The sequence below is a fragment of the Bacillus sp. PAMC28571 genome, assembly GCF_014250435.1.
Classification (GTDB): domain Bacteria; phylum Bacillota; class Bacilli; order Bacillales; family Bacillaceae; genus Bacillus; species Bacillus safensis.
Genome location: NZ_CP060191.1, coordinates 439,376 through 464,709, shown reverse-complemented (window position 1 = coordinate 464,709; position 25,334 = coordinate 439,376). Strand labels below are relative to the sequence as shown.

Genomic DNA, 25,334 nt, shown 5'->3' with positions numbered 1-25,334 from the left:
GGTTTTTTCATCTCTCATAAAAATGCGTGTCAGGAACATGCTTCCTTGCAATAAATCCTTGCTTAAATTCTGGAAATACCTTTTGCACTTGCTTAATCTTTTGATGAACCAAGTCGGCATACGGAATATACAAATGATCCACAAGCTTCTGTTCTTTCATATAGTAATACCAATTAAGGTTAAAGGTATTCTCGTCAATGATCGTAAAGGCAGAAAAATGATAGAACAAGAGTGGACATTCGTCGAGATACATATCTCCTTTTACAACTGAAAGCTTGTAGTTTTCAATGTTCCAAATCGCCGCATTGGCTCCTTTAGATGCAACGATATGAACCCCTTCAAAATCATCAACCCATCTTTCCACATACCGCTGATCTCCGTATGTCTTTTTTTCTGTATCCATTTCTACTGTACAATGGGCAAGACAGTTTTCTTTCCATTGCGTGACTGCCTGTTTGGCAACATCTGTGTTACGACAGCCTACAAACCCTGTATTAAAGCGGCCAGACAGCTCATAAAAATGATAGAACCGCTTGGAATTCATATGATCCGTCAAAAATAAATGAGCGCTTGGATTTTCTGCAAAAATCGCCTCCGGATCATGATAAAAATACAAATCCGTATCCAGATGGGCCAGATAATCTGCATCTGAGGACTCAAGAATTTTGAGCAGAAAAGCAGGCTTTAATGTCCAGCAATACTCATGAAACGTTCGATCTTCTTTTGCCTTCCGCAGCGTATCATCTTCAATGTCCTCAAGCTGTTCATATTGAACATGCGGGTGAGGGAACTCCTTTAATACCTTATAAGCCAAAGGGTCTGCACATAAAACGGACAGCTTGAAGGCATGCGCGTTTTGTTCAAGCGAATGAATCAGCGCCAAAAGCTTAAATACATGGGTATTCGACACAATGGTTGTAAAGTGATAAGACGCCATTTACAACACATCCACTTGGAACAAATCAACGCGCAACAGCTCTTTCGTCAGCCCTTGAATGGCTTCTACAAGCACCATGCAGCCATACTCCTCACGTGCAAGCTGCGCCGCTTCTGCCAGCTTTTTCAAAGGAACATGCTTGGCTGTCAACATATCTTTTTTATCCCGCTTGATGCCTACATTCCGTTCTGTGATCAAATGAAGCAGCTCTAAAAAATAGGATAACAGGTCATCAAATGCTGGATTCTCACGCAGCTGCCGAACTTCTTTCACAATATCATTTGTCACAGTGTGAGAAAACGGACCAGAGAAAGCCAAGTGGACATCAATGGAATCAATATTGTTATACTTCTCACACATATACAAAATGTTGTATTTGATGTCATCAAATGACGTTAAATTACTTGGATGCTCTTGATGCACACTCATGATATCCTCTCGCAATTCAAAGGAGAGACCAAGCTGATTCAATCGAATCCCTAAATCATAATCCTCAAATCCGTACCGAACGATATTTTCATCAAACATCCCTAATGCCGTGACATGCTTACGTTTAACAGAGGAGTTATTTGTAATAAAAAATCGCCATGGCAGCTCATAAGAACCTAAATCATAGTGGTACGTTTCCAAAATGTCTTTCAGAATATCAATAAACTCAGACTGCAAATCGAAGCTTTTCTCTAAAAACGCACCATTTTCGACTTCTTCCAATGATAAAAGAGGTGTTTTGTCCTCCATTTTCCGTTTATACAGTCCTTGCTTTTTCAACCGCTTCATATGATCCTTATCAAACGCTTTGTAAAAATAGCGATAAATCCGCTTCCAGCACACACCGCAAATGACAAGATCCTCCCTGTCAGCATGAGCCTCTGCATGCTTTTGAATAAATCTCGGTTCTGCCAGCATATCACTGTCATGAAAAATGAGCAGATCTCCCTCCGCCTCGCGAATGGCATGATTACGCCCCTTTGCAATCCCTTGATTGACAGGAATACGCACCTTTTTAAATGGGAAGTTCACCTCAATATTCTCGAGCATTTCCATCGTGCCATCCGTTGAGCCATTATCGGCAACAATGACCTCAAATGGAATATCTGTTTCCTGAAGCGTTAATGAAAAAAGGCTTCCTTCTAAACGCTCTTTGGCATTATAGCTTGGAATAATGACGCTTACCTTTGGCTTTTCGTTCATGCGTCATCCTCCTCCCGTTTGGCATAGCCGTTAAACAGCGGATCGACCTGCTCCACAGATTCAATCACATGGCGAAGCACTTGCCGATAGGCTTCTTGGAAAAACGGCAGGTCATTTCGTCCTTTTTCATGAATTTGCTGCATCTCATCCTTGCTCACAATCCGAAAGCCGCTGTAATGATAGCAAATGAGCGGGTGCCCATCCTCCAGAAGAATACGTCCATTCTCCTCCCGATAAGAATGCTGCCCATAGTTCCAATGACCAATATTCACGCCTTTTGTCTCAATATCTTCTACTTTGTCAAACAGTCTCGGCATATGATCTAGATATCCTTGATCGCCAAACTTGCCTTCTCCCGGTGCATTTTTACATTCTTTTAAGCATTCTTCTTTCCACCAGCTGAGGCATTTTCGTCCGGCTTCATCTCCTTTAAAATGCAGAAAGCCTGAGTTATAGCGTCCTAAAAGCTTCTGAAGCATCTTCACTTCCTCTGCATCAAAGCTTGGAATGACAATATCCCCTCTCGAAATTAAAACAGAAGCATTCGGCTGATGTTGAAAAATCACCTGTGGGCTCTCATAAAAGAACAAATCCGCATCAAGATAGGTCACGCTCTCTGCCTGCTCCTGTTCAAATAACCACTCAATCCAAATCGGCTTTAAGGTCCAGCAATATTCCGATGCATCCCGTTCCTCTTTTTTCTTCAGCAGCTCTGGTGTTTCGAGCTCCCGTACATGAACAAGATCCACATGCGGAAAATTCATTTGATGAAGCAAATCAAATGCAGCATCATCCATGCATAACGTCTTGATGACAGCATCATCTTCTACTTGCTTCAACGATAAGAAAAACGCAATGGCTTGATAAAGTCTTCCACTTGAAAGAACCGTACAATATATGCTGTTCATCTTTTTACACCTCTATTTTTGAAAGAATTCGCGGTACCATTCAATCGTCTTCTCTAAGCCTTCATCAATGGAGTAATCAGGCTTCCAATCAAGCAGCTTTCTCGCTTTCTCTGCTGACAAATATTGATGCTTAATTTCATGTGTTCCTTGGTTGAGAATACGAGGCTTCAGTTCACTTCCCATTGCCTTTAAAATCTTATCCACAAGCTCTAGCACTGTCAGCTGAATCTCGTTACTAAAGTTAAAGGCTTCTCCCGCCAGCCCTTTTTCCTCCATCTTCTCAGCTAGCAGCAAATAAGCCTTCACTGCATCTTCAATGTAGAAATAATCACGAATAAATGTCCCGTCACTTCTAATTTCCGGCGCCTTTCCTTCTAACACAAGCTGAATGGTTTGCGGAATGATTCTGTTGAAATTCAAATCTCCGCCTCCATACAAATTACCGCAGCGTGTAATACAAACCGGAAGACCATATGTGTTGTAGTACGTATGAGAAATGAGATCTGCACAGCTCTTCGAGACATCATACGGATGTTTCCCGTTTAACGGCATGTCTTCATCGTATGGCAGCTGCTCTTGATCACCGTAGGCTTTGTCACTTGATGCCACGATCACTCGTTTGATCAGCGGCTGTCTTCTGCAAGCCTCCAGTACATTCCATGTCCCTAAAATATTCGCTTCAAATGTAGAAACAGGATGTCTATTTGCGACCCCAACAATGGCTTGGGCAGCCAAATGGAAGACGGTGTCAATTTCATATTCTCCTAACGCACGTTCAATCGTCTGCATATCCTCTAATGCGCCTTGCACCACATTCATTTTTTCAAACTGACTGCCTTGATATAAATTCGATCGAGGCACCTGATCACGCACAAGTCCAGTCACGTTTGCCCCTTGATCAATCAATTCCTTAACGAGATAGCTTCCTAACAGCCCTGTACATCCAGTTACAAATACGTTCTTTCCATTCCAAAATCCGCTCATGCTGTCACCAAACCTTCCATGGTTGTTTTCCATCTGTCCACATGTCGTTGATTTCCTTCAGGTTTTTATACGTATCAATTGCTGTCCAAAATCCGTGATGCTCATAAACGGCAAGCTCTCCATCATCCGCCAGTTTTTGAAGAGGCTCCGCTTCAAACACGCATTGATCATCATCTGTCAAATAATCAAATACCTTTGGAGACAACACAAAAAATCCTCCATTGATCATCCCGATACTGTCTGTCTTCTCAGAGAAGGATTGTGCCATCCCGTTATACACCTTCAGTGTCCCGTACTGGGACTTCTTTTCAATGCCTGTGACAGTCGCAGCTGCTCCAAGATCCTGATGACGTTTCAGCAAATGAAACATATTGATATTGGCCAGTCCATCACCATACGTCATCATAAAGGTCTCATCACCAATGTAATCCTGTGCCTGCTTTAAACGTCCGCCTGTCATCGTATCTTCACCTGTATCTAAAAAGGTGATTTTCCAGTTCTCCTTTTTCCCTAAAAGCTTCATTTCTCCTGTCGCCATATCGAGCTGCATGCTGTGATGCTGCCAGTCGTAGTTCAGAAAGTACTCTTTGATCTTCTCTCCTTTATATCCAAGCAATAAGATAAATTCGTCTACACCGTAATACTGATAGATTTTCATGATATGCCATAGAATAGGCCGATCTCCGATCATAGCAAGTGGTTTAGGAAGCGCTTGTGTGACCTCACTCATTCTCGTTCCCTTTCCTCCGCAGAGAATGACTGCTTTCATCTTCTCCCCTCATCTCTCTATGAAGATTTTTGATTAAAAACCCTATCTTTATGCGGAAAATCAGTACATGTACCCCCATACTTTGTCCGACATCAGGTTTTGAATCTACTCTATTCATATGTCGAAATGAGAGAGTGTGCCACCCAGCATTTAACTATTTTTACAAATAAAAAAAGAGCGAGATTCATATTCTCGCTCTTCCAAAGTTTAAATTGTATATTTTCAGGGTAGATGGTATGATAAACATGTGCATAACCAGCACAAACAGCCTCTTTCTACAAAGAGACTACTAGATTGAATGAATTCAAGTGGCAGCTTGTTTCATTCTCAATATGAATCACGGAGGTGAATTCCCTTGGCACAAAACGTTCTTTGTGAAGTGAACTCTTGCCGTTTTTGGGCTGAAAACAGCTGTACCGCTTCTACCATTAAAATTGGTAAAAACACGATGACTGAAGTGACTCGCAATACTGAAACTGATTGCGAAACATTTGAAACAAAATAATCTATTTTTCTCTGAGATGAAGGAACTGGCAGGTTCCTTCTTTTCTTTTACCATTCTATCAAGAATGATAATTATTATCAAGTGTTTTTCAATAAACATTTCTCGGGAAATAATGACACGATATTTCTCCATTCGTTGACGATTTTCACTCCTTTTTCTATACTCAACATATCCGAAGAAGAAAAAGTGGTGACCAATCAATGGATTTTACGATACGTTTTCTATCATTCTTTGTCGTGGAAATCGAAGGCAAAGATGAACAAGCAAATAAACGATTTAAACATTATCAAACACTAGATCAAGAAGAATTTGAACAAAGTGAGCTGAAGGACTTTTTAGACGGTGAACTGAAAAAAATCGTCAAACGAAAAGTGGACAGACACCCTAAATCTGAACAAGTACCGACCAAAATTGGCCGATTTATTGTAGAACCCGGTCATGAGCTCGATTCAAACCCAAACTACAACCTATTTCATCAAACGAGATTTGCAGATACAAAAGAATTGTTTAATGAATGCAGTGAACAGTTTGTTCGCACATATTTAGATACAAGTGCTGTCAGAGGCGGCGTTTTTTTAGTTGCTTCTGCTGTTCCTAAAAAGTATTTCGATGATTCCTTTGTCTTTATTATGAAATGCGATTTCGAACAAAAAGTGGCTTCTATCGCTGATACATCTACCTTGATTAGAAAAGTCGAAATGGCTATTACGACAAAAAACATGAAATCGATTCAATACCCCTTTATGCCAGAAGAGGGAATGACTGAGGAAGCTGAAGTGAAAATTCACCAATCTTCACACGCTCGTTATTTTGAAGACTTTTTGAAGTTCGTCGAATACGGTGAATCCATGCCTGAAATTATGAAATCACAGGTTATGAATATGGTACAGGAACAGGTTTTTGAAACATTACAGGATGAAAGTGAAGAATTAAAGCAGTTTGAAGAGGATCTTGAAATATGGGAAGCGAGTGAAAAACGAGAAATTAGAGAAACACTCGATACAGAGCAGGTCACACAAGCGGCCTCCCATATTGTTGAACAAACCCCTGATATCACAATGAAAATGCGTCTAGGCGAAACGGAAATCAAAGGTCTTCTAGCAGACTTTGGCCACTCGATCCATATTGCAAAGCTCAACAATCGATATGTCGTGCTCGTTGAAGCAGACCAAATCGTCTTCGAAAAAGGAAGCACACCTGTTGAGTTTCATAAACCAAATGGGTTAAAAGAAGTGGTCAGCCAGCTGACGCAAAAAGCCTATGATTCAGATCTAGAATAAAAAAACTGCCTCTTGCATTTAGCGCATGAGGCAGTTTTTTTGTATAATGATTGATTTTTTACGCTGGATCAGAAGAAACATGCAGCTCCCTGCCTCTTGCCCACATGCTGACAAGCAATAAGCTTATGATGAGCATCAGCCAAAAGACGCTGCTTGATCCAAAAAACTGAATCATCGTATATCCGCACAAGGGTCCTAGAGCCGCTCCCATATCTTGAACAAAGGAATAGCTTGCGAGGAAGCGGTTTTTATCTGTTTGAGCAGACGCTTTTTGAAAAGCAAGCGTATCCGTTAATGTCGTTAAGATTGTTGAGAGCAGCTGGATCAAAAGCAGCATCACAAGAAACCAGCCGCTTACCTTCAGCATGACCGCCAGAAAACTGAGACCTCCAAATGAAAGAAACATCCAGCAAAGCGTTCGTTCCTTCATTACAAGCCCATCAAACCATCTGCCCGTTTTCGGTGCTACAAATGGTTCCCACCCCCATCTGAGCGCTTGAATGATTCCACTTAAAGCCGAAGCTCCGATAACAAAGCCGAACAGAGCAAATTCACCATGACCGATCCTTGCTTCAATGACATGACTGAGGGTTGATGCGAATAACCCTTGGATCACAAGTGCGATCAGCATACCTGTCATTAATACTTTTACAACATCTCGTGCAAGCCACCTCTGTTTGATGACTTGATACACCTGCCCCTCTTCTCCCTTTTCAATCTCATCCAAAGAGACATAAAAAATGATTCCTAGTAATGAGAGTAAACCAAAAACAAGCGTCATGAACTGGAAGCCGATCAGGCTGGCGAATATTCCGCCACATAACATGCCGAATAAACTGCCAAGCCGGTAAAGGCCATTATAAATGCCCGTATAATGCCCTTGGGAGCTTTCCTCCATCTCAGCAATTAATCTCATTCCACTCATACGCAATAACGTCCATGCCAGCCCCCAAGCGCAGCGGCAAATCAGCAGGAGCCAAAAACCGCTCACACCATATAGCACTGTGGTCACTGATGCAATCAAAATAGCGATCAATACACCAGTCTTCATTGGAACAAACCGATAGAGCCACCAAACAACAGGTGTTAGCGGGATGCGGATGAATCGGTTAATGGACAGCAGCAGCCCGACCTCCCAAATAGATGATAAACCAACCTCTTTCCAATAGATCGGAAGAACAATATAAAGCATTGAATCCCCAATCAGTGCAAATGCTGTGATAAGTGATATTGACACCACTTGCTTTTGACGATGATCCATTTTCCCTTCCCCCTTCGCTATCTTTACAATAAGGGATGCCTTATAATAAATCTAATGAATGTTTTTGATTAAACCATCAAAATAATTGATAGGTGGTGCAAAGTTGAATTTACATGCCCTTCGGATTTTTGCAAAGGTCGCAGAGACAAAAAGCGTTACACAAACAGCAGACGTGCTATCTTTGACACAGCCAGCTGTGACGGCTCAGCTTAGAAGCATTGAAAGTGAGATCGGTTTCCGTCTTTTTAAACGAAATGGCAGAGGCATTACACTTACGGAAATGGGGAAAATTCTATACCCTTATGCCCGGCAAGTGTTCGAGGCCGAAAAAGAAGTAGAATATCAGATCACACTTTTACAAAACGGAAAAAAGGGGCGGCTCCGCATCGCTTCTACCTATGTACCACTCAACTTTTTACTGCCAGATTGGCTTGCTGCTTTTAAAACCTCTTCACCACAGACAGAAATTGAATTAAAAAGCGGAAACTCCGCTCAAGTTTTAGAGAGCCTGCTTCAATATAAATCAGATGTGGCCATCGCTGTGATCGAGGATCTGCACCATGAGGAGATTCTCACCTCTCATTTAACAAATTTAAGCTATGATTTTATTGTGCCGGCAGACCATCCGTTCAACGGAAAAACCGTCCCGTTAGAGCGCCTGAGCCAGGAGCCTTTTTTGATGCGTGAAGAAGGCAGTTCCACAAGAGATAAGCTCTTTTCATTATTTACCTCGAAAGGGATCAAAAAACCGACCGTTGATTTACAATTCAGCGGTGTTCATGAAGCGATACAAATGATCAAAGCTGGATATGGTATCACACTTGTTCCCCGTGATGCGGTTCATGGCAGTCTCAAGCGGAAAGAAATTGGGCGCGTGTACATTGAAGGCATTGAGATCGTCAGACCGGTTGTTGTGTGCAAACGGGCGAATGATCTTGAAGAAAATAAAACCGTGGATGCCTTCCTGCAAATGAAAGGGATCGGTCCATTTACTACGCCTGCTGCCAATTAAAAAAGTGCCTGCTTCTGAAACAGGCACTTTTTTTCTCTATTCAGCTGGCTGCACGATGTCAAACGGTACAGCTTTTGAGGCTTTCACCAATTGTTCTGGGGTGATGAGGATTTCATTTCCCCATTCGCCTGCCCCAACACCTAATATTTCCTCTTCTAATAACGAAGCCTCAATAATGGTGCGGAATCCTTCTGGCTGCCAGCAAAACGGCGGAATTGAACCAATTCGATAGCCCGTCACTTCAAGAACCTTCTCCGGTGAAGCCATTTTAATATTACGGGAGCCGGCTGCTTTCTTGAGTTTCCCTGACTTAATATGCTGGTCAGCGCCAACCATCACAAGCAGCTGCTCTCCTTCTCCTGTTTCAAAAATCAATGTTTTAATCATTTGTCTTTCACGAAAACCAAGAGCTGCCGCTACATTTGCTGCTCCTTTTTCTGTTTCGGCAGAAAATGTTTTGATCTCATATGGAATGCCATGTTTGTCCAAAAAGTCATGTGCCGGTAATTTTTTCAATCGATTGAACCCCTTTCCTTACAATGTCCTTCATTTAGCTTATCACAATCTTCTCATCCTTAAGATGTATTTTTCAATGAAAAGCCTCTGGACACACCATCACCATGCTATACTGAACTTGTTTTTGAAAAGGAGTCGGTTTGATATGGGAAACAAGTTTTGGTGTTATACAAGCAGTAAAAGCCTTCTCATGCTGAGTGATATTCTATTTGTCATGACGATCACGTTTGTCATTTATCAAGATACACAATCTGTTGCCTATGCGGCTGTCTTTCCGCTGATCAGAACGATATGCCAGCTATTGGCTGGGCTATTCTCTCCTGTTTTAACTGATTATTTTCAAGCTGGCCGCCTATTGAAATGGGTCCCGCTTTTACGTCTTGGGATGCTCATCGTATTTACAGCCCAATTTCATTTGTTTCAGCAGCATATGGTCTGGTTGTTTAGTGCGCTTATTTTGATTTCCCTCACAGGCGGGTTCATCAGTCCTTTAATGCAGGCCATCATGCCGATGCTTGTACCAGCAAATCAGCTTGTGAAAGCAAACAGTACAGCCTCCATTTTTCATCAAATGGTTCAAATCGCCGGTTATTCGTTCACTGGAATGCTCATCCTATGGATCGGGCCATTTTATTTAATGTGGATCACCTGTGTCATGATTGTGTTGTCTTATCTATTATTCATCCCTGTCTTTCCTCTTCTCAAGCAAGAAGAGACGGTTCGAAAAGCAAATAAGATGAACAGCTTCAAAGATGGTTGGACGATCATTTGGAGAAATAAAACGGTGCGCACCCTGACCTTTATGGATGTTTGTGAAAATATTGCGGGTGCTGTGTGGATCGGGGCGATTACGCTTGCCTTTGTCAGCCATGATTTAAAGCAAGGTGAGGAATGGTGGGGATTTATCAATGCCGCTTATTATACAGGTGCCATCATAGGCGGGCTCTTAGCTGCATGGATGAGTCAGTTTATTCAAAAACAGCTTCTCCTCTATATGGCAGCTGGTTCATTCATTTATGCAGTGCTGACCATTGTCTATTCACTGAACAGCCTTCCGTGGCTTGCTTTGGTGCTTTGTATTTTGATGGGGCCTGCCTACCAAATCCGAGATGTTTCGCAGCAAACCATTCTTCAAACGGAAACGCCAGTAGATGATTTATCAAAGGTGTATTCGGCTCACTACGTCCTTTCTTCAGTATCGGTCGGTTTATCTATTTTCTTTGTTGGATTGATTGCAGATGTATACGGGGCGAGGTCTGTGTATTTGCTGGGCGGTCTATTTGTGCTCGTTTGTTCCGGCATTGCCATCCTTGCTTTTATGAAGCAGAAAAAAGAGAGCAGCTGATGTATGCAGCGGCTCTTTTACTTTTCTTTTAACATCGCAAACATGTCACGGGCCATGGCTTCTAAAATATACACAACTGGCGTCTGTGTGGTGATATTCGCTCTGTGGACCCGCTCATCTGTGACGTAGTAGGCAATATTTAAATCTGAAATGCGCGAAATCGTGCAGTGCTGGTTATTCGTAATACTAATGATCTTGCTGCCTTCTCTTTTTAACTTCGAAATATGATCAATCGTAATACTGTTCTCCCCTGATACAGACAGCACAATGGTGACACTATTGTCTAAATACTGCATATTCATCGGGAAAAACGGATCGTTGATGTAAAATGAAAATTTCTCAAGACTGGAAAAGTACCTCGCCCCATACTGCGCCAAAATGCCAGAACTGCCAGTTCCGATAAACAGCACATTTTTTGCCTCAGCAATGAGCTTCGCGGCCTCCTTAATTTTCCCCTCAAAGTCTCCCTTCAATGTTCGTTCAATAAATTCATATAGAAAGTGCTGTGTGCTTTTTAAAGAAGGTGTCTGCTCTGATTCTAAATACATTTTGAGCTTCACTTTAAACTCTGAAAAGCCTTCACAATTTACTTTTCGGCAAAAGCGAAGGACAGACGAGGTGGAAATATGTGCAGCATCTGCAAGATCTCGAATTCTCATGTACACGACCTTTTCACTGTTTTCCATGATATATCGGTATAAAGCGCTTTCTAGTTCATTAAAGCTGGAAATGACCTCACTTGAAAACATCTGACTTCCCCTTTCTCCAACTACATGTCACAATGTGTTTCTTTTATGTAACAAATCTCTAAATAGGACACCCTTGCCTAAAGACGCTGAAGTCATTTACGCACATGATGCTCTCACGATAAGCTATAGATGTACAAACAAGAAAAAAGACTTTTCTCTATTATAACATTGCGCGTTACATTATTCGGAGGTGCAGAACATGGCAAAAGGATTAAAGGTTGTCACAATTGGCGGAGGATCAAGCTATACACCAGAGCTTGTAGAAGGATTTATTAAACGATACGATGAATTTCCGATTAGCGAGCTTTGGCTCGTTGATATTGAAGCGGGAAAAGAAAAGCTTGAGATCGTCGGAAATCTTGCAAAACGCATGGTCAAAAAAGCAGGGCTCCCAATCGAGGTTCATTTAACATTAGATCGCAGGAAAGCTCTTGTAGATGCTGATTTTGTCACAACACAATTCCGTGTCGGACTTCTTGAAGCACGTATGAAGGATGAACGCATTCCTTTAAAATATGATGTCATTGGTCAAGAAACAAATGGTCCAGGAGGTCTATTCAAAGGACTTCGCACCATTCCTGTCATTCTTGATATTGTCAAAGATATTGAAGAGCTTTGCCCGAATGCATGGCTTGTGAATTTCACAAATCCAGCTGGTATGGTCACTGAAGCCGTTCTTCGTTATTCAAACCATCGTAAAGTCGTTGGTTTATGCAACGTGCCGATCGGCATTCGCATGGGAATCGCCAAAGGGCTTGGTGTCGACGCAAGCAGAGTCGAAGTCAGCTTTGCTGGATTAAACCATATGGTCTTTGGACTCAATGTATTCTTAGATGGCAAAAGCATCATGGATCAAGTCATCGAAGACATGGCTGATCCAAACTCCAGCATGTCGATGAACAACATTCAAGCGATTCCGTGGGATGCTGATTTCTTAAAAGGGCTTGGCGTCATTCCTTGTCCGTATCACCGTTACTACTACAAAACAAGTGATATGCTGGCTGAGGAAAAGAAAGCAGCAGCAAATGAAGGAACACGTGCTGAAGTCGTTCGCGCATTAGAAAATGATTTGTTCGAGCTTTACAAAGACCCTGATCTCGACATCAAGCCGCCACAGCTTGAAAAACGAGGCGGTGCCTACTACAGTGATGCGGCTTGCAACTTGATTGCATCCATTTATAACGACAAGCATGACATTCAGCCTGTAAACACCATTAATAACGGGGCTATTAGTGACATTCCAAATGATTCTGCGGTTGAACTCAACTGTGTGATCACAAAAGACGGTCCTAAACCAATCGCTGTTGGTGAAATGCCGGTCGCTGTCAAAGGACTTATTTCTCAAATTAAATCCTTTGAACGTGTAGCTGCTGAAGCAGCCGTGACAGGCGATTACAACACAGCTCTTGTCGCAATGACCATCAACCCGCTTGTCCCATCAGATGCCATTGCAAAAAGCATCCTAGATGAAATGCTAGAAGCTCACAAAGAATATTTGCCACAGTTCTTCAATAAAGTAGAAGCATAAAAAGAAGCCGCACTTATCGAAAGTGCGGTTTTTTTATTTGGCTGCAAACAGCCGGTCCATCTGAGGACGATCATAGTCTAATAGCCAGTGCTGTAAGCCTTCATAGACTGGGCGTAGACGCTCAGCATCTGCCGCAATGAGATCACAGCCTCGATCATCATATAAGTGAAAAATCATTTTTTTTGAGAGATTCATTAGGTAAATTTCATACCCCAGTTTTCCCTTCAAGATTTGATTCGGTGCATAGAAGTCCTCCTGGCACATCGCATGGAGAAGCGGACGCAATCGAATGTCTTGCAGCTGACATTTGAGTGTAAATCTCTCTAATGTCAGTGAATCTTCTACTTCTGGACGTACATAAGTCAAAAGCTCGTGGCGCAATCTGTTCCTCACTTGCCGATGCACATATTTTTGATAGACAAGGAGCTTACGCTTCGTTAATTCATGTTCATGATCTGTATACACATCCGTCACAAGCAGCATCTCGTCTTCTGGATCAAAAACATATTTCACAATCTCTAAAGCACGATCTCCCGCTTTTTCTAATACAATCGATTCTTTTCCTAATGACCAATCTGCCACTTCAAACCGAAGTCCAATAGGCCACTCATAAAAAAGAGGCGGCGTGAGGATAAGATGAGGAAAATGATTTTTTAGAAACATATTTGTTTGATCACTCATTTGCTTTCCTTTCACTCGTTTTATTTTTCATTTTACCGTTGAAACATATAGGGAAACAAATTGGAAATAAACTGTCATTTCTTATATGATAGAAAGAGATGGAGGTGTGACCAATTGAAAAAATGGTTTTTACAAGTGTTCCTTACAGCACTGATCACCATGTGGATACAGGCTGGACTTGATCAGGCGAACATCATTCAGATCACCAATGTATGGGTCGATGCCAGCAGCTGGATCCTGATCTTCTTTGTTATCTACGCAATTTTTGAATGGACAGCTCACGTCTTAGCAAAACAGAAAACCGCTCATCGCTGAACATCTCTTTTCATAGAGATGTTTTTTCCTGAAACTCTTCTTGAACAAGTTCATGAATGACACCCATTCCTGCCTGGCTTCCAGCAGCTGCTGCGAGAACTAACTGAGCAGGACCGCCTAGATTATCACCACATGCAAAGACACCACTGACGGTTGTACGTCCAAGGATATCTGTTTCGATACCCGTATTCTTCGTCATTTGACAGCCAAGCTTTTCGGCAAATGGGGCTGACTGCTTGAATTCACTTGCGACAAAACCGCCTTCCCTTTTCACTGTCTCCCCATTTGCAAGCTGGAGAGAGCGCAGCTGCCCATTGTCTTGATCAATCGACACAATTGGCACATCAATGACTTGAATAGAATGTGCCGTCAGAAGTACCTTGTCCTCTTCAGCCAACACGTGCCCATTCGTAAACACGATCAAATCCTTTGTCCAATTGGAAAGAAGCTTAGCCATATGCAAGGCTCGCTGATTCTCTGCAATGAGGGCAAGTGCTTTGTCCTTTAATTCCCATCCATCACAGAAAGGACAGCTAAACAACGTTTTTCCGTACACATCATGAATTCCTTCAATCTCTGGCAGTATATCCTGAAGACCTGTTGCCAAAATGATTTTTTTCGCTTTGAATGTATCCCCCTCGTGTGTTAGTAACGTAAATCTTTCCTCTTTCTTTTGTATATCAACAATTCGACTTCGTTTGATTTTGATATTAGGGTATTTTTGAAGATCTGCCTCTCCCGCTCGTCTGATCTCAAACGGTGTCATTCCATCGTTTGTAATAAATCCATGTGATTCCTGCGTCACTCGATTTCTTGGCAGCTCATCATCAAATACAATGACTTGCTTTCTGCCTCTCCCTACAACAAGTGCTGCACTTAATCCGGCTGGCCCGCCTCCGATAATGGCACAATCTAATAACATATCAATCTCTCCTTTTCTATTCAAGATTTTAAAGACTCTTAATATCTATAATTAGTTCAAAAAAATCACATGTTGAAAAATGGATTTTTTTCTGTCTGTTCAATTTGGCTCGCAATATCAATTAACCGTTTTTGACTTAATGTCTCCTGCATTTTCGTTTCAACATCCTGCATAACTTGTTCAATCAAACAGCCATCATGAGGCATAAAGGAGTCATGCTCTAAGGAGCAGCGAAATAAATTCGTTTGTCCTTCTACAGCCTGAATGACATCTAAAAAAGAAATGTCTTCCTTTCGTTTGATAAGGGTATAACCTCCCTTTGCACCAGGTGTTGATTCAATCAATCCCGCCTTCACAAGCTTTGTTAAAATTTTGGATAAATAGGTTGGTGAAAGATCTTGTATCTTAGCAAGAGGCTCAACACCAATCGCTTTACCCTTTGGTGCAAGAGTTAAAAACACCATCGTATGCAGCGCATAGTTGGTTGCTTTAGAATATTTCATGAGGAAACTCCTTTCTATCTATTATAGACCTTTTATATCTGTAATTGATCATAGATGATTCAAGAGAAAAAAGCAAGAGTTGTGAATCTGCTCCACTTTTCATTCCACATTTCACATTTCCTTCCGATAATAGAAGTAAGCACGAAATAAAGTTTTGATTGAGAACGAGAAGGAGTGAAGAAAAATGTCAGATCAACAGCACAATGCAGCACACGAAGAAGAAGAGGAATTTAACGTATACGACATGCTTCCGCCCGCAGGTACAATCATCGGAGAAGCAACAGAAGAAGAAATGGATGCCGCAGCAGCACTTGAAGTGAGACATGTCGCGTTCATGCGTCTTCAAGATATGTTCATTCAATTCGATGGCTCGTCTTACAAAGACTTATTAAAAGACTTTCAAGAATTCGAAATGGATTCCACAAAATTCTGGAGAGCCATTGCTAGACGTCTTCAAATTCCATACGAATGGCCAATCCGAATCGACCACGCAAACGGCCCTATTTATATTGGTGAAACAGAGGATAGCCGTGAGGTTGAGGAGAGCGCAGAGTAAGGAATGGCGGCCCCCTTTTGGTAAGGAGGCTTTTTACAATACATCGGTTGAAAAAACAAATAAGCAATATGAGCGCTGTCACGCCCATATTGCTTATTCTCGTGTTATGTTAACTCTGGCCAAAATGCTTGATTTGCCACAATTAAGTCGTCTAAAATATCTTTTGCTACTTTAGCACTCGGCACCGTTTTCGATAATGTGATGGCCTGCCATAATTTTTGATAGGACCCTTCTTCAAATGCTTCTACTACTAGTTTTTCTACGCCAACTTGCTGCTCCATAAGACTTTTTTGAAATCTAGGAATCTCTCCAACTACTAATTTTTCTGGACCATTGCTGCCAACAATACAAGGAATTTCGACCATGGCTGTTGGATCAAAGTTCCTAATAGCGCCATTGTTCTCTACGATCATCAGCATCCGTTCCTTTTTATTAAAAGCAATGGCTCGTGCCAAATCAACGATATAAGAAGCGTGCTCATCAATGGTCAGCTTTGTTTCCTTTGCAGTTCCTTTATCAATGATGGCCTGACATTCACTAAAAACAAAAGCTTCCCGCCCCTCCATCACTTCATTGGCACGCGTGAACGCTATGTTTGAATGTGCCACTTCTTCATCTGGAAATAGATAGTATTTCAAATACGTATTCGGTACCGTTTTTGGATCAAGCGCTTGAATATCTTTGGCCTTTTTTAATGTGCTGTTCCAGCTCTTCTGCTGTTCTAACTCAGATGTTCCATCTGTTGCATAACCATGCTGGCTTACATGCTTAATTACCTCAGGCATTAAGCTATTTCCTGCTTTATCTCGAATATCTGTCCACCAGCCAAAATGATTCAAACCATAGTAATCGACTTCTAGTTCTTTCCGCGAAGATAAGCCTAAATTTTTTGCAATTAATTCTTCAATGCCAATTGGCATATCGCATATGTTTAAAATTTTGGCATTCGGTCTTAGCTTACGTGTTGCCTCTGCTACTATCGCTGCAGGGTTCGAATAGTTTAACATCCAAGCTTCAGGTGAGTATTTTTCCATATAATCGACAAGTTCTAATACACCTGGAATGGACCGCATTCCGTAAGCTATTCCGCCTGGTCCGCATGTTTCCTGTCCGACGACTCCATGCTTCAATGGAATTTTCTCATCTAATTCTCGCATTGCATATTTCCCGACACGAATATGTGCCATCACAAAGTCGACTTGAGTAAAGGCTTCTTCTGGGTTCGTGCTTGCCAGTAATCGCACTTCTGGTGCTCGTTCTTTTAACATAATCTCACATGCATCTGCAATCGTCTTTTGTCTAGCTTCATCATTATCATAGAGTTTAATTGTATGAATTGGGAACTCATCTAGATAGTCTAACAGCATCAAAATGATTCCGGGTGTAAATGTACTTCCGCCTCCAGCGATGGTAATATTAAATTTTTTCATCATATCCAGCTCCTTTTTTCAATCTAATGATAGTTTTGTCTCAAAGGACTCTCTTACTTGCGGTACACTTAAGCCAACAATGATTTGAATGCTTTGACCACTCTTCGCCATGCCGTGGGCCAGTTTATTTTTTGTAAAGTAGTCCCTATCTTTCACCAAGCTAGGGTCAATCACTGTAATACGTAGACGTGTGGCACAGTTTGTCACATCTTTAATGTTTTCTTTACCGCCGAGGCCTGCTAAGAAATACACGGCTTTCTCTTCATACTCAGACGCATAAACGGGCGCTTCTTTTTGGTCATGACCTTTTTTATGAGCATTCTCATAATCTTGTTTTGTATATAGCCTCGTCTCCTCCTCATGTTTTCGTCCTGGTAATGGAATATCGAATTTCACAATCATCCATCTAAATATGACAAAATACACTGCTGTAAAAAGAAGTCCAATCATCGCTTGGATCAGATAAGTCCCTCCATGATTTGAAGAGAGCGGAATCCAGTTCAATGCAGCTATTTCAATAAACCCGGAACCCATCATTCCGACAACACCAAACATATTCATGATTGTCACCATGGTCGCACCAAGAAGTGCATGTATCACAAATAAATAAGGCGCGAGGAATAGGAATGTAAATTCAAGCGGTTCTGTAATTCCGGCAAATACCGCTGTTAATGTGGCGGGTAATACCAATGCCAAAACCTTTTTTCTGTTTTCTTTCGGTGTTGAAAAATACATGGCTAAAGCTATCCCTAAACAGCCAAACATCTTAATATTCCCATGCAATAAAAATCCGTATGGATAAAGATCCTTCAAATCAGAAGTGGAGGACGCAAATTCATTTAAGTGAGCAATCCAATATGGTTTTAACCCCCCATTTACAGCCGCTGGACCAAACTCAAAAGGTGTATAAATAAAATGGTGAAGTCCTGTTGGAATTAACACCCTTTCCAAGAAATGAAACAGCCAGACACCAATATAACCAGACTGTGCCATGAACCCTTGGAGAGATTGAATCCCCTGCTGAACATAGGGCCATACAAAAGCAACGATAAAAGCAATAGGAATCATCACAAAGAATCCGATGATGACAACAAATACAAGCCCCTGGAAAATCCCAAGCATTTCAGGCAGCTTTTGATCATAAAAACGATTATGGATCCAAATGACGATTCCAGATATCATCACCGCACCAATGATACTTGTATCCAGCGTAGGTATACCCGCAATTTCTTTTACACCCGCTACGTTCTCGACACCTTGCGATAAATCAACGCCAAAAGTAGACGGCCAAAGTGTCAAAATAGCATGAATATAATTGTTAAATACAAGATAAATCATCAAAGCTGCGAGCGTCGCACGTGCTTGCGCTTTTTTTGCAAGTGAGATGGGCAATCCAATCACAAAGGCTAATTCCATATGATTGAAAATCGCCCATCCCCCGCTTTCAATCAGTGACCAAACCTTGTACCACATCGTACCTTCTCCAGCCATTTCTCCCATAATCGCTGGATTCTTACATAAAGTCGCGAGGCCGACAACAATACCAAAAAACGCGAATAAAAGTACAGGAACTACCATAGCACTGCCAAACCGCTTGATTGCATTCATAAGCATAACCCCTTTGCTTGATCCATATCATCACTGTAAAGGTAGCGCTTACAAAAACCAATAGGTTTGACGTATTTAGAAATCAAGTTGTAACATTAGATTATATTTTCACAGGAAGAAAATATTTTCATGTTGGAGGGCACATCGCATGATACTGGACAAGCTGGTTAATAAACACTTCGAAGATTTAAATAAGAATGACCTGCACATTATTAAAACGATCCATGATCATCTTGAAGAAATGAAGACAATGAAAATTCAGGACCTTGCCCGATATGCTCATACTTCCATCTCATCCATCCATCGGCTTGCCAAGAAAATAGGGTTCGACGGCTACAGTGACTTAAAGTCTTATGTGAAATTAAATGCTTTCACTGAAGAGACCACACAGGATTTAATGCAGCTGCTTGATCAAGACATCCGGCAGACAAGAAAATATATGGAGCAGCTCGACTTTCATCAATTAAATCAACTGATTGATCGTGCACCGTATATTTATATTTATGGGACAGGAACTGCACAGCTTGATTTAGCAAATGATATACAGCGGCAGCTATGGTCACTGCATAAGAAATCTCAAGTATTACGAAGCAAGCGGGATTTAACAGATGGAATCATTGAATTTGGTGAGGATGACCTTTTATTTATCATTTCTTTATCGGGTGAATCGAAGAATTTAGATGAAATCATTCAATTGGTGAAAACGAGACATATCAAATTTATCAGCATGACCACATTAAGGAATAACCTCCTTGCACAAAATGCCATGTTTAACATCTATGTAAGCAGCACCCCGTTTCACTTATATAACAAAGTGGACAACTCCAGCTTTCTGCCATTTTACATTGTGGCAGATATTATCGTCAGAAAATTTAGTGAGTGGAAAGTGAACCAATTGAATAATAAGACTTAAACATAACAGATACAGTTTTGGAGAGAGATTCAATGTTGCTTCGCAAAAAAAAGAGAGACTCTTTTGTCTCTCTCAAAAAACACTGTATAACAACGGTTTTAATGAAATATATCTACTTGCTGCTGCCTTTTCCTATTCATGCTATTCAGCGGTATAATGCCCAGCAATCAGTTCATCAAACGAATCCGCTAATTTGAAATCCGTCTCATCTTCTAGATCAAAGTAATGAACCGGCGGATGCTCCTTTGTTTCTCTGTAATCCAATGCAATCCACGTATGACCATCCCCACAAATGAGCACAAGTCCCTCAGGCAATTCCCATTCTTCTATTAAATAATCACTATCCATAATGCCTTCATCTTTGGCAATTCCTCTTAAATGATCAAATGACACATGATCCTCTGCCCATCCATTCGGCTGATCCGTTGGAAAAGCATTATGCAATGTATACCCGCCATTTTGTTCGAGGATCAGTTGCTTATATGTATCAGGCAGGATAACGCCTAGCTTCTTTTCCGCTTTTGCAATGCCTTTCTCATTGATTTTCTTAAATGTTTCTTCGCTTTCTCTATCTTTATCCCAAAATGGTTTCAAATAAAATACCTCCAATTGTTATTTCTATATTATTTTACCATTTAAGAGAACTAGTTTAATAGTCCTGTTTAATAAAAAAGAGAAGGGTTCCCCCTCCTCCTCTTGTTGGTCATGATTGTTCTTGATTTCTCGCTTCAAATTCATCCAACATGGCACGCACTTCATCTGTTGATGATGTGTTCATTAATTGATTTCTTAAGAAACTCGCTCCTCTGAATCCTTTTACATAAATCTTAAAGAAACGGTGCAGTGCCTTGAATGGACGCAAACCTAGTGATGAGTATTGATCATGGAGATCAAGATGTAACCTTAAAAGACCAAGCAGTTCATCACTTGTATGCTCCCTCGGCTCTTTTTCAAAAGCAAATGGGTTATGGAAAATTCCGCGCCCAATCATCACGCCGTCTACTCCATACTGTTCAGCGAGCTTTAAGCCTGTTTGACGATCAGGAATATCACCATTGATCGTCAAAAGAGTATCAGGTGCTACTTCATCACGAAGTTTCTTAATCTCAGGAATGAGCTCCCAATGCGCATCCACCTGGCTCATTTCCTTTCTTGTACGAAGATGGATTGATAAATTCACAATATCTTGCTCCAAAATATGTCTAAGCCACCCGCGCCATTCATCGACCTCAGTAAAACCAAGTCTTGTTTTCACACTGACAGGTAATCCCCCTGCTTTTGCCGCTTGAATCAGCTCTGCCGCAACGTCTGGACGAAGAATCAAGCCGCTGCCCTTTCCGTTTTGGGTGACATTCGGGACAGGACAGCCCATATTAATATCAAGCCCCTGAAATCCCATTTCCGCCATTCCAATGCTCATTTGTCTAAAGTTCTCAGGCTTGTCTCCCCAAATATGAGCAACAATCGGCTGCTCATCCTCTGTAAACGTTAAACGCCCCTTCACACTTTGAATACCATCAGGATGGCAATAGCTCTCACTGTTCGTAAACTCTGTAAAAAACACATCCGGTCTCGCCGCCTCACTCACAACATGACGAAACACAACATCTGTCACTTCTTCCATTGGTGCTAATATAAAAAATGGCCGCGGTAAATCACGCCAGAAATTTTTACTCATCTTTCATCCAATTCCTCTCATGACATAGCGCCTTTTAGGGCATGTCCTTCTATAAAGTCTTTCAGCAATTTTTATCATTATATACTTTAATATGAACCGGGCAAAATTGCAAAAAAGGACATTTGGAGATGAATTGCGGGATAAAAATATTAATTCCACTTCCAAATATCATTTTTTAGGCCGATTGAACATACAAAAATAAAAACATCCCGATATCAATGTTTTTCACAGAATCGGGATGTCACAATAAATTACTGATTAATCACAAGACTTGCTACACATTCCACATGTGAGGTATGCGGAAACATATCCACAGGCTGCACTTCCTCTGTCACATACCCGCCATCTTCAAGAATTCTCAAATCACGTGCAAGCGTCCCTGGATTACAGGACACGTAAACAACTCGTTTTGGTTTCATCTTTAAAATGGTGTCAAGCAGTGCTTCGTCACAGCCTTTTCTTGGCGGATCAACGACTAATGTATCTGCTTTGATGCCTTCTTTGTACCAGTTTGGGATGACGGTTTCTGCTTCGCCGACTGCGAATTCAACATTGTTGATTCCGTTTAAGGCAGCGTTGCGTTTTGCGTCTTCAATTGCTTCTGGAACAATTTCAACCCCATAAACTCTGCCTGCTTTTTGTGCGAGAAATAAGGAAATCGTACCGATTCCGCAGTAGGCATCGATGACGGTTTCTTCGCCTTGCAGCTCTGCATATTCAAGCGCTTTGTCATAAAGCACCTTTGTTTGAGCTGGGTTCACTTGATAAAATGAGCGGGCTGAAATGGCAAATTTGATGTCGCCAATCGTGTCATAAATGTATTCTTCGCCCCATAAAACGGTTGTTTCGTCTCCGAAAATGACATTTGTTTTCTTTGAATTCACGTTTTGTACAATTGACCGAACATGTGGGAAGCGTGCTATAATCTGCTCAATCACCTGCTGCTTTTGCGGAAAGTCAGCTGTTCTAGTAACAAACACAACCATCATTTCACCTGTTGCAATACCATAGCGAACCATCACATGACGCAGCCAGCCTTTGTGCCGCTCTTCGTTATATGCCTTGATGCCAAACGCATTGCATATGTCTTTTACTGCCTGTACCACTTCGTCGTTTTCTGACTGTTGAATCAAACATTTTTCCATATCAATGATTTCATGGGTACGCTGCTGATAAAAACCTGCAACAAGTCCGCCTTCTCGTTCGCCAACTGGAACTTGTGCTTTGTTTCGGTAATTCCAAGGGTCTTCCATGCCGAGTACAAGATGAACTTTTACACGGCTCATATCAAGCTTGCCGATCCGCTCTAAAACGTCCTTTACTTGTTTCTGTTTGAATAGCAGCTGTCCTTCATAGCTCATATGCTGAATTTGACAGCCGCCGCACTGTTTGTAAATGGGACATGGCGCATCTTGCCTGTGCTGACTTTCCTTTGTCAGCTCCATGAGTCGTCCAAAAGCAAATCCTTTTTTGACTCGTGTGACTTTGATTTTCCCTTGTTCGTCAGGAAGGGCATTCGGTACAAAGACAGGGAATCCTTCAATTTTCGCTACACCTGCACCTTCATGCGTTAAGTCTTCGAAGGTTACATTGTAGTATTCATTCTTTTCAACAGGCGGTTTCATTTTCACCAACTTTATCACCTCATTTGCAAAGAAAAACTTGGCCGCCATAAGGAACCAAGTTCAGTCTTCACCCTATTTTTTCAGCTGTTGCTTTTGGCACAATAAATTCAATATGGCGATACAGGTTTTCAAATTCACCTGGCAGCATGCCGCCGTATTCACCATCTAAATTCAATTGCATTTTATCTTTTACATCTACCTTCACGCGATTCGCTTTTGCGTAGATGACATTGTTATCATGAATATGCTCGCCTCTAAGAGCAAGACTGACCACTCGAATGGCTTCTGCTAAATTGACCTTCTTTAGAATAATCAGGTCAAACATCCCATCATCTAAAATGGAATCTGGCGCTAGTTTTTCAAAGCCGCCTACTGAGTTTGTGAGTGAAACAAGAAACAGCATGATTTCTCCATGAAACAATTTGCCGTCATATTCAATTTCGACTTCTGTCGGGCGGATAGAAGGAAGCATCTCCATGCCTTTTAAATAATAAGCAAGCTGTCCAAGCATGGTCTTCAGCTTACTAGGCACCTCATAGGTGAGCTCTGTTAACCGGCCGCCGCCAGCAATATTAATAAAATAATGGCCATTGACTTTACCGATATCAAGCGGCTTCGCTACACCCTCAATAATGGCATCTGTCGCTTTTAAAACACCTTCTCGTGGAATGCCAAGTGCTCTTGCGAAGTCATTTGTCGTTCCAACTGGAATAATTCCTAGTTTCGGTCTTTTTTCAAGCGGTGCTAGTCCGTTGACGACTTCATTGATCGTGCCGTCTCCACCTGCTGCTACAATTAAATCAAAATCTCTCTGTGCGGCTTTTTCTGCTGCTTGCGTGGCATCTCCTGCACATGTCGTCGCATGACAAGAAGTTTCATAGCCAGCTTGTTCAAATTTTTGCAAAACCTGCGGTAAATTCTTCTTGAAGAGTTCACGCCCAGATGTCGGATTGTATATAATTCGAGCACGTTTCATTCATCATCATCCTATATTCATTATGCAATCTATTTTCACCACTAACAACCTTTAATTATACTATGAGATTTGAAAATGGCAACAAAACAACCACCTAATTATGTGAAATCTCCTAGCCAATCTCCCTCAGCAAGAAAGCATTCTGATAAGATAAAAGAAAACGCTGTAAAGGATGATATGCGATGAAAAAGCCTGTCTATTTTAATCATGACGGCGGTGTTGATGACCTCGTCTCTTTATTTCTTCTCCTTCAAATGGAACATGTGAAAGTCATCGGAATGTCTGTGATTCCTGCTGATTGTTATTTAGAGCCTGCTCTCAGTGCATCTCAAAAAATCATTGATCGCTTCAGTCCTTATGAAATTGAAGTTGCTGCTTCAACTTCTAGAGGCGTCAATCCATTTCCAAAGGAGTGGCGTATGCATGCTTTTTATGTAGATGCTCTGCCAATTTTAAATGAAAAAGGCAATGTTGATACAAAAGTGTCCAAGCTGCCAGCACATCTTCACCTGATTGAAACGGTTAAGAAGGCAAAAGAACCTGTCACCCTGCTCTTTACTGGTCCGCTCACAGATCTTGCACGCGCTTTAGAAGAAGATCCTTCGATCTCTAATAGAATTGAAAAATTGGTGTGGATGGGTGGAACGTTCCTTGAAAAAGGGAATGTTGAAGAGCCCGAGCATGATGGGACAGCAGAATGGAATGCCTTTTGGGACCCTTATGCTGTCAGCACTGTCTTTCAGGAACCGTTTCCTATTGAAATGGTCGCGCTTGAAAGTACAAATCAAGTCCCGCTTACACTTGATGTACGTCAGCGCTGGGCTTCTCTTCGTTCTCATATTGGAATAGATTTTATCGGACAGTGCTACGCCTTTTGTCCGCCGCTCATTCATCATGAAACGAACTCGACTTACTACTTATGGGACGTGCTGACAACGATCACTCTTGCTTCCTCATCATTTACTCGCACAAAAGAAGTGAACGCAATCGTTTATACCGAAACGCCTAGACAAGGTCGCACTGAAGAGCATCCAGATGGAAAATCAATTCAAGTGATTGACCATGTCGATCGTGATGCCTTTTTCCTCGCATTTGAAGAGCTTATGAGAAAAGCTGTTTGTCAGATTTCAAAATAAAAAAAG

25 protein-coding genes and 1 pseudogene are annotated in these 25,334 nt (G+C 41.5%); 9 read left to right on the top strand and 17 right to left on the bottom strand.

The genetic code is table 11. From position 1 onward, the window contains the following. Window positions 1-7: 7 nt before the first annotated feature. Genes H7F25_RS01970 through rfbF form a run of 5 tightly spaced genes read right to left on the bottom strand, consistent with a single transcriptional unit; the run spans window position 8 to window position 4,789 of the window. On the bottom strand, window positions 8-937 hold the full coding sequence (locus H7F25_RS01970; protein WP_041108624.1) for a putative nucleotide-diphospho-sugar transferase: 930 nt from the start codon (window positions 935-937) through the stop codon (window positions 8-10). Beyond that, window positions 938-2,128: a glycosyltransferase family 2 protein gene (locus H7F25_RS01965; RefSeq protein ID WP_149125897.1), complete on the bottom strand. Its 1,191-nt coding sequence runs from the start codon at window positions 2,126-2,128 to the stop codon at window positions 938-940. It abuts the gene before it with no gap. Continuing rightward, window positions 2,125-3,036: a putative nucleotide-diphospho-sugar transferase gene (locus H7F25_RS01960; protein WP_149125898.1), complete on the bottom strand. Its 912-nt coding sequence runs from the start codon at window positions 3,034-3,036 to the stop codon at window positions 2,125-2,127. Before H7F25_RS01960 ends, H7F25_RS01965 begins: the two co-directional genes overlap by 4 nt. 12 nt (window positions 3,037-3,048) lie before the next feature. Further along, on the bottom strand, window positions 3,049-4,020 hold the full coding sequence (locus tag H7F25_RS01955) for a GDP-mannose 4,6-dehydratase (RefSeq protein WP_025092661.1): 972 nt from the start codon (window positions 4,018-4,020) through the stop codon (window positions 3,049-3,051). A 4-nt stretch (window positions 4,021-4,024) separates the two neighbouring features. Further along, on the bottom strand, window positions 4,025-4,789 hold the full coding sequence (gene rfbF / locus H7F25_RS01950; protein WP_024426660.1) for a glucose-1-phosphate cytidylyltransferase: 765 nt from the start codon (window positions 4,787-4,789) through the stop codon (window positions 4,025-4,027). Window positions 4,790-5,144: 355 nt separating this feature from the next. Between rfbF and H7F25_RS01945 the strand changes: the two genes are divergently transcribed. Continuing rightward, window positions 5,145-5,294 (top strand): DUF1540 domain-containing protein, encoded by a 150-nt coding sequence (locus H7F25_RS01945; RefSeq protein ID WP_072367870.1) that lies wholly within the window; start codon window positions 5,145-5,147, stop codon window positions 5,292-5,294. Between the two features lie 200 nt (window positions 5,295-5,494). Next, window positions 5,495-6,574: a DUF3900 domain-containing protein gene (locus H7F25_RS01940; protein WP_024426661.1), complete on the top strand. Its 1,080-nt coding sequence runs from the start codon at window positions 5,495-5,497 to the stop codon at window positions 6,572-6,574. A gap of 58 nt (window positions 6,575-6,632) precedes the next feature. On the opposite strand, the gene H7F25_RS01935 is transcribed toward H7F25_RS01940, so the two are convergent. Further along, window positions 6,633-7,835, bottom strand: coding sequence for an MFS transporter (locus tag H7F25_RS01935; RefSeq protein ID WP_185854169.1), 1,203 nt, complete (start codon window positions 7,833-7,835; stop codon window positions 6,633-6,635). Between the two features lie 103 nt (window positions 7,836-7,938). Between H7F25_RS01935 and H7F25_RS01930 the strand changes: the two genes are divergently transcribed. Beyond that, on the top strand, window positions 7,939-8,847 hold the full coding sequence (locus H7F25_RS01930) for a LysR family transcriptional regulator (RefSeq protein WP_185854168.1): 909 nt from the start codon (window positions 7,939-7,941) through the stop codon (window positions 8,845-8,847). A 36-nt stretch (window positions 8,848-8,883) separates the two neighbouring features. Here the strand turns inward: H7F25_RS01930 and H7F25_RS01925 are convergent, their stop codons facing one another. Further along, a complete protein-coding gene (locus H7F25_RS01925) occupies window positions 8,884-9,363 on the bottom strand; it encodes an aminoacyl-tRNA deacylase (protein WP_024424568.1) in 480 nt (159 codons plus the stop codon). A gap of 145 nt (window positions 9,364-9,508) precedes the next feature. On the opposite strand from H7F25_RS01925, the gene H7F25_RS01920 reads away from it, so the two are divergent. Then, window positions 9,509-10,708, top strand: coding sequence for an MFS transporter (locus H7F25_RS01920; RefSeq protein WP_185854167.1), 1,200 nt, complete (start codon window positions 9,509-9,511; stop codon window positions 10,706-10,708). A 17-nt stretch (window positions 10,709-10,725) separates the two neighbouring features. Here the strand turns inward: H7F25_RS01920 and H7F25_RS01915 are convergent, their stop codons facing one another. Beyond that, a complete protein-coding gene (locus H7F25_RS01915) occupies window positions 10,726-11,457 on the bottom strand; it encodes a MurR/RpiR family transcriptional regulator (protein WP_024424566.1) in 732 nt (243 codons plus the stop codon). Window positions 11,458-11,656: 199 nt separating this feature from the next. On the opposite strand from H7F25_RS01915, the gene H7F25_RS01910 reads away from it, so the two are divergent. Further along, window positions 11,657-12,985, top strand: a complete 1,329-nt coding sequence (locus H7F25_RS01910) for a 6-phospho-beta-glucosidase (protein ID WP_024424565.1) — start codon at window positions 11,657-11,659, stop codon at window positions 12,983-12,985. Window positions 12,986-13,018: 33 nt separating this feature from the next. Here H7F25_RS01910 and H7F25_RS01905 read toward each other — a convergent pair whose 3' ends face one another. Further along, a complete protein-coding gene (locus tag H7F25_RS01905; protein WP_024426666.1) occupies window positions 13,019-13,666 on the bottom strand; it encodes a DUF3885 domain-containing protein in 648 nt (215 codons plus the stop codon). Window positions 13,667-13,780: 114 nt separating this feature from the next. On the opposite strand from H7F25_RS01905, the gene H7F25_RS01900 reads away from it, so the two are divergent. Further along, on the top strand, window positions 13,781-13,981 hold the full coding sequence (locus H7F25_RS01900) for a hypothetical protein (protein ID WP_024424563.1): 201 nt from the start codon (window positions 13,781-13,783) through the stop codon (window positions 13,979-13,981). A gap of 10 nt (window positions 13,982-13,991) precedes the next feature. Here H7F25_RS01900 and H7F25_RS01895 read toward each other — a convergent pair whose 3' ends face one another. Together H7F25_RS01895 and H7F25_RS01890 are read right to left on the bottom strand one after the other, a co-directional pair. After that, on the bottom strand, window positions 13,992-14,903 hold the full coding sequence (locus tag H7F25_RS01895) for an NAD(P)/FAD-dependent oxidoreductase (protein ID WP_024424562.1): 912 nt from the start codon (window positions 14,901-14,903) through the stop codon (window positions 13,992-13,994). 65 nt (window positions 14,904-14,968) lie between these two features. Continuing rightward, window positions 14,969-15,406, bottom strand: coding sequence for an Rrf2 family transcriptional regulator (locus H7F25_RS01890; protein ID WP_024426668.1), 438 nt, complete (start codon window positions 15,404-15,406; stop codon window positions 14,969-14,971). Window positions 15,407-15,590: 184 nt separating this feature from the next. On the opposite strand from H7F25_RS01890, the gene H7F25_RS01885 reads away from it, so the two are divergent. Beyond that, entirely contained in the window at window positions 15,591-15,962 is a 372-nt protein-coding gene (locus H7F25_RS01885) for a hypothetical protein (protein ID WP_024426669.1), read from the top strand. A 104-nt stretch (window positions 15,963-16,066) separates the two neighbouring features. Here H7F25_RS01885 and H7F25_RS01880 read toward each other — a convergent pair whose 3' ends face one another. Together H7F25_RS01880 and H7F25_RS01875 are read right to left on the bottom strand one after the other, a co-directional pair. Next, window positions 16,067-17,392 carry a 6-phospho-alpha-glucosidase gene (locus H7F25_RS01880; RefSeq protein ID WP_185854166.1) on the bottom strand — a complete coding sequence of 442 codons (1,326 nt, stop codon included), beginning with the start codon at window positions 17,390-17,392 and terminating at the stop codon, window positions 16,067-16,069. Between the two features lie 18 nt (window positions 17,393-17,410). After that, entirely contained in the window at window positions 17,411-19,000 is a 1,590-nt protein-coding gene (locus tag H7F25_RS01875; protein ID WP_185854165.1) for an alpha-glucoside-specific PTS transporter subunit IIBC, read from the bottom strand. Window positions 19,001-19,148: 148 nt separating this feature from the next. Between H7F25_RS01875 and H7F25_RS01870 the strand changes: the two genes are divergently transcribed. After that, complete coding sequence (locus H7F25_RS01870; RefSeq protein ID WP_125587227.1) at window positions 19,149-19,913, top strand: MurR/RpiR family transcriptional regulator; 765 nt, start codon at window positions 19,149-19,151, stop codon at window positions 19,911-19,913. Window positions 19,914-20,057: 144 nt separating this feature from the next. Here H7F25_RS01870 and H7F25_RS01865 read toward each other — a convergent pair. The 4 genes and pseudogenes from H7F25_RS01865 to H7F25_RS01850 form a co-directional block, all read right to left on the bottom strand. Further along, window positions 20,058-20,507: pseudogene (locus H7F25_RS01865) on the bottom strand (SMI1/KNR4 family protein); the annotation flags it as partial. Window positions 20,508-20,616: 109 nt separating this feature from the next. Then, complete coding sequence (locus tag H7F25_RS01860) at window positions 20,617-21,591, bottom strand: tRNA dihydrouridine synthase (protein WP_122631743.1); 975 nt, start codon at window positions 21,589-21,591, stop codon at window positions 20,617-20,619. A 251-nt stretch (window positions 21,592-21,842) separates the two neighbouring features. Then, window positions 21,843-23,222, bottom strand: a complete 1,380-nt coding sequence (gene rlmD / locus H7F25_RS01855; RefSeq protein WP_185854164.1) for a 23S rRNA (uracil(1939)-C(5))-methyltransferase RlmD — start codon at window positions 23,220-23,222, stop codon at window positions 21,843-21,845. Between the two features lie 61 nt (window positions 23,223-23,283). Next, on the bottom strand, window positions 23,284-24,192 hold the full coding sequence (locus tag H7F25_RS01850) for a diacylglycerol kinase (protein WP_024424554.1): 909 nt from the start codon (window positions 24,190-24,192) through the stop codon (window positions 23,284-23,286). Between the two features lie 182 nt (window positions 24,193-24,374). Between H7F25_RS01850 and H7F25_RS01845 the strand changes: the two genes are divergently transcribed. Continuing rightward, window positions 24,375-25,328, top strand: a complete 954-nt coding sequence (locus H7F25_RS01845) for a nucleoside hydrolase (protein WP_185854163.1) — start codon at window positions 24,375-24,377, stop codon at window positions 25,326-25,328. The last annotated feature ends 6 nt before the right edge of the window (window positions 25,329-25,334 follow it).